We start from the raw sequence: 8723 nt of genomic DNA on the forward strand, positions 1-8723 counted from the left end.
ACCAAGGGTTCCTGATGGCCGATTCCAGAGCTCCCCACACGGGGATCGCTCGATGGATCCGTCGATTCGCCATTCCGGTGATTGTCGGCTGGATCGCGCTCCTGGCGTATCTGAGCGCCACCGTCCCACCGCTCGAGGTGGTGGGCCAGATGCGCTCGGTGTCGATGAGTCCCAGCGATGCGCCGTCGGTGATCGCGATGAAGCGCGTCGGCACGGTGTTCGACGAGTTCCATTCCGACAGCTCGGCGATGATCGTGCTGGAGGCCCAGGGGGACGGGGCCAAGCTCAACGACGACGCGCACCGGTTCTACAACGACATGGTCGACCGGCTCGAGGCCGACAAGAAGCACGTCGAGCACGTCCAGGACTTCTGGGGCGACCCGCTCACCGAGGCAGGCGCGCAGAGCAACGACGGCAAGGCCACCTACGTGCAGGTGTACCTGGCCGGCAACATGGGTGAGGCACTGGCCAACGAATCGGTGGAGGCCGTCCAGAAGCTCATCGCCGGACTGTCCCCGCCGCCCGGGCTCAAGGTGTACGTCACCGGGCCCACCGCCCTGGCCGCCGATCAACAGATCTCCGGCGACCGCAGCGTCAAGATCATCGAGGGCGTCACCTTCGCGGTCATCATCACGATGCTGCTGCTCGTCTACCGGTCGATCGTCACGGTGATCCTGGTGCTGGCGATGGTGGTGATCGAGCTGTCGGCGGCCCGCGCCGTGGTGGCGTTCCTGGGCTATCACGAATTGATCGGCCTTTCGACCTTCGCCACGCAGCTTCTGGTCACCCTCGCGATCGCCGCATCCACTGATTATGCGATCTTCCTGATCGGGCGATATCAGGAGGCCCGCGCCGTCGGCGAGGACCGAGAACAGGCGTATTACACGATGTTCCACGGCACCGCCCATGTGGTGCTCGGTTCCGGTATGACCATCGCCGGCGCGACATTGTGCCTGCATTTCACCCGGCTCCCCTATTTCCAGACCCTGGGCATCCCGATGGCCGTCGGCATGACGGTCACGGTTTTTGCCGCGCTCACGCTGGGGCCGGCGGTCATCTCCGTGGCCAGCAGGTTCCGCAAGGTGCTCGAACCCAAACGCGCCATGCGGATCCGCTTCTGGCGACGCCTGGGCGCCTTCGTGGTGCGCTGGCCCGGGCCGGTGTTACTGGGCACCATCCTGCTGTCACTGGTCGGTCTGCTCACGCTGCCGGGCTACCGGACCAACTACAACGACCGCAACTACCTGCCCACCGATCTGCCCGCGCAGGAGGGCTTCGCCGCGGCCGACCGGCACTTCTCGGCGGCCAAGATGAACCCCGAGTTGCTGCTCATCGAAACCGACCACGACGTCCGCAATTCGGCGGACTTCCTGGTGATCGACCGGATCGCGAAGCGAGTCTTCGAGGTGCCGGGGGTCGGCAGCGTGCAGGCCATCACCCGCCCTCAGGGTGAGCCGCTGGAATTCAGCACCATCCCGGCCCAGATGAGCATGGGCGGGGTCATGCAGACCATGAACCGCAAGTACCTCACCGACCGCGCCGACGACATGCTGCTGCAGGCCGACGAGATGCAGAAGACCATCAACACGATGGATCAGATGATCGCGCTGATGGAGGAGATGAGCTCCATCACGCACAACATGGTCGGCAAGATGGACACGATGGTCGTCGACGTCAAGGAATTGCGGGACCACATCTCCGATTTCGACGACTTCCTGCGCCCGCTGCGCAATTACCTCTACTGGGAACCGCACTGCTCCAACATCCCGGTCTGCTGGTCGATGCGTTCGGTGTTCGACGGCCTCGACGGGGTGGACGCCCTGACGGACAGCATCCAGGAACTCATGCCGGACATGCACCGACTCGATGCCCTGATGCCACAGATGGCGACGATGATGCGGCCGCAGATCGAGACCATGCGGACCATGAAGACCATGATGCTGACGATGTATCAGACCCAGAAGGGTCTGCAGGATCAGATGGCCGCGATGCAGGAAAACCAGACTGCCATGGGCACGGCGTTCAACGACGCAAAGAACGACGACACCTTCTACTTGCCGCCGGAAACCTTCAACAACGCCGACTTCAAGCGCGGCATGAAGAGCTTCATCTCCCCCGACGGAAAAGCGGTGCGCTTCATCATCTCTCACGAGGGTGATCCGCTGACGCCGGAGGGCATCGAGATCATCGACGACATAAAACTGGCCGCCAAGGAGGCCATGAAGAACACGCCGTTCGAGGGCTCCAAGATCTACATGGGCGGTACCGCGTCGGCCTTCAAGGACATGCAGGAAGGCAACAACTACGACCTGATCATCGCCGGGATCTCGGCGATCTGCCTGATCTTCATCATCATGCTGATCATCACCCGCAGCCTGGTGGCTGCCGCGGTGATCGTCGGCACGGTGCTGATTTCGCTGGGAACCTCGTTCGGATTGTCAATCCTGGTGTGGCAACACCTGATCGGGATCGAACTGCACTTCATGGTGATGGCGATGGCGGTGATCGTGCTGCTGGCCGTCGGCGCGGACTACAACCTGCTGTTGGTGGCAAGGCTCAAAGAAGAGCTGCCTGCCGGTATCAACACCGGCATCATCCGGGCCATGGGCGGCAGCGGATCGGTAGTGACCGCGGCCGGGCTGGTGTTCGCATTCACCATGATGTCGATGGTGGTCAGCGAGATGATCGTGGTCGCCCAGGTGGGCTCGACGATCGGTCTGGGTCTGTTGTTCGACACCCTGGTGATCCGCTCGTTCATGACCCCGTCGATCGCCGCACTGATGGGCAAGTGGTTCTGGTGGCCGCAGCTGGTGCGTCAACGCCCGGCGCGCGGTGTGGTGGCGCGCGCGATGGAGCGGTCGAACCGTTGATGGCACCGGTGGCCCTGCGCGCCGCGTAGTGTCAGAGACATCGGGACCACTCAGGCCCTCACAAACAAGGGGCCCAGCAATGTCTGACACATCTCCTCGAAGATCCAATGCTCAGCGCATCGAGGTGGCACTGCATGACCAGAAGCGCTGAGGTGAAACAGCTTTCGTTAGGCGTTCTGGCCCACTCCCGCAAACCCAACGAGCGTAGGCTGCCCATCCACCCGGCGCACTTGAGCAGGATCGATCCACCGATCCGGCAACGGGTCCACCTTGAGCGCGGCTACGGCCAGGCGTTCGGCTCCACAGATGATGCACTGGCCGAACTGGTCGGCGGCATCAAGACGCGCGACGAGATCCTCGCGGACTGCGACATCATCCTGCTGCCCAAGGTGCAGGCGGATGATCTGGCGGAGCTGAGGGTCGGACAAATCGTCTGGGGATGGCCGCACTGTGTGCAGGATGCCGCCCTCACGCAGATCGCCATTGACCGGCGGCTGACGTTGATCGCCTTCGAGGCGATGAACCACTGGCAGGCCGACGGTGGATTCGGTCTGCACGTCTTCCACAAGAACAACGAGCTCGCGGGTTACTGCTCGGTGCTCCACGCGATGCAACTGGCTGGAATCACCGGCAGCTACGGTCGTCGGCTCCGCGCTGCCGTCATCGGATTCGGGGCGACGGCACGCGGTGCGGTCACTGCGCTCAACGCCCATGGCGTCGATGATGTCCGCGTCCTGACCAACCGTGACGTGGCGGCCGTCGGATCACCGATCCACTCGACGCAGATCGTGCAAATGGGACGAGACAAGGACACTCCCGAGCAGACGTGGGCCGACACACCAGAGGACGGCTTGGTGCCGGTGGCTCGCTTCCTTGCCGAGAACGACATCGTCGTCAATTGCGTGCTGCAAGATCCCAACGCTCCCCTCACCTTCGTTACCGAAGACGATCTCGCCATGTTCAACCCCGGCAGCCTGCTCGTCGACGTCTCCTGCGATGCCGGCATGGGGTTCAGCTGGGCGCGCCCGAGTTCCTTCACAGACCCGGTCTGCACGGTGGCCAACGGCATCTACTACTACGCCGTGGACCACAGCCCGTCCTACCTGTGGAACTCCGCGACCTGGGAGATCAGCGAAGCGCTGATGCCACACATCGAGACCGTGCTCGACGGCTCCACGGCGTGGGAGGCGGACAACACGATCTCGCGGGCCATCGAGATTCGCGACGGCACCGTACAGAACCCCGACATCCTGAAGTTTCAGCGCCGCGAGGATGCCTACCCTCATGCCGTCCACCGGCAGATCCTCAGTTGATAGGTGCGGCTACGGCCGCCGCGATCAGGAGGCCGGCGGCTGCGTCTACCCGTGACCTGTCCTCGGTGACCAGACCGTCCTGGCACAGCCCGCGCAGGCCGGAGACCACCAGGGTGGCCCGCGCCCGCGCGTCGTCGGCGCCGTGGCCGATCGCGGTCAAGGCTTGGGCGATCGGACCGATCATGGTCTCGACCGCATTGCGGGCCGACCCGCCATAGGTGTGCGGGTCGGTGATGGCCAGACTGAGGACCTGAAGCAACAGCCGAACGTTGCGCCGTTCACCGCCGTGGGTCAGCTCCCGCCATAATGTCGTTGCCGCATCGACGAATTCGTCGGGGCTCGTGACACCGGCGAACATCTCCCCCAGCTCCGGACGGCTCGCATCCAGGGCCTGAGCCAGGAGTTCGGCCCGGTCACCGAAGTAGTACAGCAGCATGCGCTTGCTCGTGCCCAGGGCCTCGGCCATCGGCGCCAGCGACATCTCGCCGATCCCGTGCTCTTCGAGGTACCGCACGACGCCCTTCAGCAGCTCTTCACGCTTTGCGGGATCCGCTGTCCTGGCCACCCCTTGACCGTACCGATCGGTACATTTATAGTCAATAGCGTACCGCTCGGTACATTTATCGTGATTGAGGAGAATCTCATGGCTGAGCTACGAGTTGCCGTGGTCGGCGCCGGCATCGGCGGTTTGACCGCCGCGATCGCCATGCGCGCCAACGGAATCGACGCGACCGTGTACGAGCAGGCCCACGAGCTCAAGGCGCTCGGCGCGGGCGTCTCCATCGCGACGAACGGATCTCGGATCCTGAACACACTGGGAGTGGGCGCTGCGGTGGCCGCGATCGCGGGTCCCGTCACGCATTATCAGTTCCGCACCTGGCAGGCCGAGCCGATCGCCGGTGAGCCGTCGGCCCTCGGCTTCGGGGACCCGGCGACAACGTGGTGCCTGCACCGCGGCGAATTCCAGAAGGTGCTCGCCGACGCGCTGCCTGCCGGCGCCCTGCAGTTGGGTCGTTCCTGCGTCGGCGCCACCGAGCACAGCGACGGGGTCCGCGTCGAATTCGCCGACGGCACAACGGTGGACGCGGACCTTCTGGTCGGCGCCGACGGTATCCATTCCCGCCTACAGGGCCGCGTGGCCCGCGCCGCCCAACCTGTGAGCGAGGGAATCATGGCCTACCGCGGGCTCATTCCCGCCGACCAGGTGCGCGGCGTCGTCGATATGCATGCCAGCTCCATGTGGCTGGGTCCTCGGCAGAGTTTCCTCGCCTACCCGGTATCGGCCGGCGCACTGCTCAACATCGTCGCGTTCGTCCCCACCAACCTCACCGTCACCGAATCCTGGACCGCCCCCGGCGATGTCGCCGAACTCGCCGCCGCCTACCAGGGGTGGGACCCCACGGTGCTGTCGATCATCGAGGCGATGGATTCCACGTTCCGGTGGGGTATCTACGACCGTGAGCCGCTGGCGCGATGGTCCACCGATCGAATCACGCTGCTGGGCGACAGTGCCCATGCGGTCACACCGCACCTCGGGCAGGGCGCCAATCAGGCCATCGAGGACGCCATGACGCTGGCCGTGCTTCTGCGCGGCGCGCAGCCCGAGCAGATCGGTGCGCGGCTGCGTCGGTACGAAGACCTGCGTATGAGTCGCACCCGCCACGTGCGCCGCCAGGCGCGGGCCGCCGGACTCGTCTACCGCTCGACCGAACTCGCCCCGCCCGCACAGGCAGAGCAACTGCACGCGATTCTCGACAGCGTCGCCATCAACACCTACGACGCCGAGCGGGTCGCCCTCGACGCGGACGTGGCCGCCTGAACCTCCTGGGCCACAACCGCTCCCGACTCACCGGGTGAGCAGCGCTGCTTCCTGCGGGGTGACCAGACGCTCCTGCTTGGCGGGATACCGCCGGCTCTTGATGGGGCAACGGATCAGCGAAAGGGCGATCCGCGTGGTGCGCGTGTCAACTGTTCGGCTGAGGTACACGATGGTTCACTCCGTTCCGCTGATTGATCGTTCTCGGCTCGGTATCGGATATACGGTGCATGACGGCACCGGGTTCACGGCTCCCCCGGCAGGACCGGTACCCCGGGGAGCATCGGGTAGGCGCCGCTGGGTTGCTCAACGGTGCCTACAGCGCCTCCCGGCCGTCGAACCGCGCCGACCGGACCGCCGAGGCCGGGCTGAGCACGGTGGCCTCCGGTCAGTATCGACAACAGGTTCGCGTAGTCGTCGATGGCGTTGACCAACGCACCCGGGTCGAACGGCACCGCGGGCGCCTGGTCGTCGGATGGCAACGGCGCCCGCGGCGCGGCCGCCGCCATACCGTGGCTGACCGTCAGTGCCGCCAGCGCGCCGGCGACGCTCAGCGCCGTGTACCCGAACAGTCGGCCGAAGGTGGCGTGCGCTGTCATGGTGGTCCTCCCCGATCTGACGTCGAGTGCTTCAGTGCACTTGTGTCACTCGGGCAACACTGGTCGGCAAGGGTCACATTCAGGCCACGACACCATCACGAATCGCACGCTATGGCGTGGCTTGGTCTTTGCCTGCAGTCCGCTGTGAAAAGGTGCCACGCTCCGCGCGAGGTCAGTCGTCCTTCAGTCCCAGGGCGCGGGCCATCGTGAAGTACAGGTCGGTCTGATCGCTCAGGCCGACGACGTTGGCCGCACTCGGACCGTAGGCCGCGATACGCAACTGCGCTCCCGTGTGGCCCTGGTCCATCGCATCGAGGTTGTCCGACGTGCCGTAGGAGATGGTCAGGTCCTGTCCATCCTTACCGCGCAGCACGCGGGTCAGGCCCGGGTAGATGGCATCGCGGGTGACCTCGAACGGCAGCTTCGCCTCGGCCGCGGCCTCGCGGACGTCATCGACACTCATGGTCTCGACGATCTGGCTGCTGTGGGCGTGGTCGGCGGTCACGATCACCAGGGTGTCCTTGTTCTCCTCGGCGAAGTCGAGGGCCACCTTCGCGGCCTCGTCGAGGTCGACGGTTTCGCCGATCTGCCCGCACGGATTGGCAGCGTGATCCTGCTTGTCGATCGACGCACCCTCGACCTGCAGGAAGAATCCGTTCTCATTGCCTTTGAGCAGGTCGATGGACTTCTGGGTCATGGCGGCCAGCGTCGGCACCGATGCGCCGCGCTCCGGGTTGTCCTTGCACTCGACGGCCGGCTCCAGGTAGCCGCCCTTGCCCGCCACCGGACCGCTCCACCGGGTCGGCATGTTGCCCTCGGCGAACAGGCCGAGCAACGGGGCTTCCTCGTCGACCTTGTCTACCTTGCCGAGTTCGTCGGCGTTGCGCACGATGGTGAAGCCGCGCTCCTTGGCCTGAACCTCGAGCGTCTTGCCTTGGTAGTCACCGGCTTTGGCGACCTGCTGGAAGGTTTCGGCGCCGCCGCCCATCACGACGTCGGCGCGCGTGCTCAGCAGCTGCTCGGTGATCGACCCCTTGCCGCCCTTCTCCAACGCGTTGGTCGGGCATTTCGCGGTCGTCTCATCCGGCCCATAGCACTTGCGTCCGGTGACGTGCGCGAGTTGCACCGCGGGTGTGGCGTCCTGGATCTCGGCGGTGGAGATGTCTCCGGTCGCCTTACCCGCATCCTTGGCAAGCTGCAGCAACGTCCGCTGTTCCTTGCCGTGGATGTCTACCGAGATCGCGCCGTTGTAGGTCTTGGTCCCGGTGGCCCAGGCCGATCCGCTGGCGGCCGAATCGGTCACGTAGGTGGGCTTGCCGTCCTTGTCCAGGGAGTAGTGCGTGTACTGGCCGGTCAGCGGGAAGGCGTCGAGACCCGGGAAGGCGCCGCCGGCTCCTTGTGCGTAGTTACGGGCGACCGTGATCTCTGAGTCGCCCATCCCGTCGCCGATCAACAGGATGACGTTCTTGGCGCCGGTGTTCTTGATGGAGTCGGCGATGAGCGAGCTGCGGTCGTCGCCGGCGCGGGTCGCTCCGCCGTGCTCGGACAGGGTGCCCTTGGCTGCGGGGTCCAGCAGCGGAAGGGACGCGTCGTCCCCCTTGCCGCCATTGCAGGCGGTAACCAGAGCCGCCGTACACACCAACGCTGCCGCCACCGGGTACCGCTTGCGCCTCATCCATGTCTCCGTATCGTCGTCATCCGTCAAGCCCACACATGGTTGAAGCCGCACGTGAACTGATACTTTCCCGACAGTCGACACCTGGGTAACGACAATCAAACAGATAGCCGGTCTATCGGCGTCGACGGTTGCGGCAACGGGCGCGATGCGTTGTTGCAATCGGAACGACCTGTGGTTTCTCGCGTCAATATCGTCCAAACGCCTTTGCCTGCGTTGGTAGCGTGCGGCGAGACGAACGGGGACGCCATGACGAAGCACACCACGACCTGCCTCATCGGGGCGTTGGCGATCGGCCTGGCCGCCACGGCGTGCAGTCCGGTCACAGAGAAGGCCGAGGCCACCACGACGACGGCGCCGGTCGGCACCAGTGCCGCCACCGCCGCGGGCGGGGGCACGGCGCCGGTGCGGCACCAGTGCCGCCACCGGCGGACGTGCAGCAGAGCAGAG

At 65.3% G+C, this 8723-nt stretch carries 6 protein-coding genes and 1 pseudogene; 4 read left to right on the forward strand and 3 right to left on the reverse strand.

All coding sequences use genetic code 11. From position 1 onward, the window contains the following. Nucleotides 1-14: 14 nt before the first annotated feature. Together A5779_RS01095 and A5779_RS01100 are read left to right on the forward strand one after the other, a co-directional pair. Nucleotides 15-2870: an MMPL/RND family transporter gene (locus A5779_RS01095; RefSeq protein WP_064878083.1), complete on the forward strand. Its 2856-nt coding sequence runs from the start codon at nt 15-17 to the stop codon at nt 2868-2870. Nucleotides 2871-3004: 134 nt separating this feature from the next. Then, a complete protein-coding gene (locus A5779_RS01100) occupies nt 3005-4183 on the forward strand; it encodes a N(5)-(carboxyethyl)ornithine synthase (protein ID WP_064878085.1) in 1179 nt (392 codons plus the stop codon). Here A5779_RS01100 and A5779_RS01105 read toward each other — a convergent pair. Next, nucleotides 4176-4748 (reverse strand): TetR/AcrR family transcriptional regulator, encoded by a 573-nt coding sequence (locus tag A5779_RS01105; protein WP_064878087.1) that lies wholly within the window; start codon nt 4746-4748, stop codon nt 4176-4178. The two genes, A5779_RS01100 and A5779_RS01105, sit on opposite strands and share 8 nt — an antisense overlap. Before the next feature lie 78 nt (nt 4749-4826). On the opposite strand from A5779_RS01105, the gene A5779_RS01110 reads away from it, so the two are divergent. Beyond that, complete coding sequence (locus A5779_RS01110; RefSeq protein WP_064878089.1) at nt 4827-6002, forward strand: FAD-dependent monooxygenase; 1176 nt, start codon at nt 4827-4829, stop codon at nt 6000-6002. A 242-nt stretch (nt 6003-6244) separates the two neighbouring features. Here A5779_RS01110 and A5779_RS01115 read toward each other — a convergent pair whose 3' ends face one another. Together A5779_RS01115 and phoA are read right to left on the reverse strand one after the other, a co-directional pair. Further along, nucleotides 6245-6598 carry a hypothetical protein gene (locus A5779_RS01115; protein WP_064878091.1) on the reverse strand — a complete coding sequence of 118 codons (354 nt, stop codon included), beginning with the start codon at nt 6596-6598 and terminating at the stop codon, nt 6245-6247. Between the two features lie 172 nt (nt 6599-6770). Further along, nucleotides 6771-8273: an alkaline phosphatase gene (phoA, locus tag A5779_RS01120; RefSeq protein ID WP_064878093.1), complete on the reverse strand. Its 1503-nt coding sequence runs from the start codon at nt 8271-8273 to the stop codon at nt 6771-6773. Nucleotides 8274-8522: 249 nt separating this feature from the next. On the opposite strand from phoA, the pseudogene A5779_RS01125 reads away from it, so the two are divergent. Then, nucleotides 8523-8723 (forward strand): annotated as a pseudogene (locus tag A5779_RS01125) (hypothetical protein); the annotation flags it as partial.

It is taken from the genome of Mycolicibacterium peregrinum (assembly GCF_001665625.1).
Lineage (GTDB): Bacteria > Actinomycetota > Actinomycetes > Mycobacteriales > Mycobacteriaceae > Mycobacterium > Mycobacterium peregrinum_B.